2 protein-coding genes are annotated in these 1833 nt (G+C 74.4%); one reads left to right on the plus strand and one right to left on the minus strand.

What is annotated here, in order from left to right; all coding sequences use genetic code 11:
* The first annotated feature begins 333 nt into the window (after positions 1–333).
* Positions 334–1008 carry a fasciclin domain-containing protein gene (locus HGA02_RS18255; protein WP_168680722.1) on the plus strand — a complete coding sequence of 225 codons (675 nt, stop codon included), beginning with the start codon at positions 334–336 and terminating at the stop codon, positions 1006–1008.
* A 245-nt stretch (positions 1009–1253) separates the two neighbouring features.
* On the opposite strand, the gene HGA02_RS18260 is transcribed toward HGA02_RS18255, so the two are convergent.
* Positions 1254–1833, minus strand: a 580-nt coding sequence (locus tag HGA02_RS18260; RefSeq protein ID WP_210728787.1) for an anti-sigma factor, incomplete at its 5' end; no start/stop codon positions are given.

A 1833-nucleotide genomic window follows, 5' to 3' on the forward strand; every position in this document is an offset into this window, starting at 1 on the left:
CGACGCGCGGCCGCGTCCGGCGCGACGACGCGCTCCCCGGCGGCCCGGCCGCACGCGACGAACCCGTCGCACCCGCGACGAGCACGACGGGCAGCACGGGGAGGATGCACGGCGAGATGCCGGTGACGAGGCCGCCGACCAGGCCGATCAGCGCGAGCGTGAGCAGGTCCATGCCCGACGTTCGCCGCCGGGGCCGTCCGCGGATGGGTCGTGGGCGCGTCGAGAAATCGTCGACATCCGCACCCATCCACCCCGTCGACGGCCCCGAACCACCCTCGACAGGGGAGCCACCGGGCACCGGGCCGCTCCCTCAGGACTCAGGAGGGAACCACCATGAAGACCACCACCCGCACCCGCGTCGCCGCGGTCCTGCTCGCCGGTGTCACCGGGCTCACCCTCACCGCCTGCTCCTCGGGCGACGACACGGCCGGCGCCGACGAGACGGCCACCATGGAGCAGACGCCCATGGAGGAGTCGACGCCCGAGGACGACGGGATGATGACCGCCGACCCCGCCGCCGACCTCGTCGGCCCCGGCTGTGCCGACTACGCCGCCGCCGTCCCCGACGGGCCGGGCTCGGTCATGGGCATGTCGACCGACCCCGTGGCGGTCGCCGCGTCGAACAACCCGATGCTCAAGACCCTCACCGCCGCCGTCTCGGGCCAGCTCAACCCCGACGTCAACCTGGTCGACACGCTCAACGGCGACGAGTTCACGGTGTTCGCGCCCGTCGACGACGCCTTCGGCAAGATCGACCCCGCGACCATCGAGGGGCTCAAGACCGACACCCCGACGCTCACGTCGATCCTCACGTACCACGTCGTGCCCGGTCAGCTCACGCCCGACCAGGTCGTCGGGACGCAGACCACGGTCCAGGGCGGCACCGTCGAGGTCACCGGCTCGGGCGACGACCTCATGGTCAACGACGCCAAGGTCGTCTGCGGCGGTGTCCACACCGCCAACGCGACCGTCTACCTCATCGACTCGGTGCTCATGCCGACGATGTGACGGCTCGGTCCGGTGCCTGCGGTGCCGGACCGTCCCGCTCCCCGGTGGGGGCACCCGCGTGGTGCCCGGACATGGTGCCCGCCGGGGAGCACGGAGCCCCCTCGCCTCCTGCGGCGAGGGGGCTCTCGTCGTCCTCCGACCGTCCGCGTCCGACGACGGCGGGTCCCTGGCAGGCGAGACGCCCGGTGACGTCGGGCGGCGCAGAACGGCGTCAGGCCGCCGTCGGGCCGCGGCGCGGAGCGGCGTCAGGCCGCGGCGAGGACCACGATCGGGTCGCTCGTCGGCTGCTCCGAGCCGCCGGCCGGCTCGACCGTCACGGCGAGCGCGTCACCCGGGGCGAAGTCGTCGGCGAACTGCCGGACCGTCCCGTCGTCGCTCGTCATGACGCCCGCGGAGAGCGGCTGCCCCTCCCGGACGACCCACAGCTGGTAGACGCGGTCGTCGTCGGGGTCGGGCAGGTTCTCGGCCGTGAAGACGGCCCGTGTGTCCGTGAGGATCGCCGTCACGTCGCCGCCGTCGGCCACGTCCTGGTGCACGAGCACGGCGGACGGGTCGGTGAGCAGGTCCGCGACCTGCTGCTGCTCGGCCTGGACCTGACGCGTGTGGTTCACCTGCTGCACGAGCAGCGCGCCCGGCACGGCTGCACCGATCGCGACCGCGGCGGCGAGCGCGTACCAGCGCGCGGGGCCGCGACGCGGGGTCGACCGCTCGTCGACGGGCACGACGACCGAGGGCGTGGCTGCCGACGGTGACGCCGGGGCGGGTGACGCGACGGGCACCCCCGCGACAGGCTCAGGCGTGCCGGCCGGCGCTCCGGGGGTGAAG

It is taken from the genome of Cellulomonas septica (assembly GCF_012396155.1).
Lineage (GTDB): Bacteria > Actinomycetota > Actinomycetes > Actinomycetales > Cellulomonadaceae > Cellulomonas > Cellulomonas septica.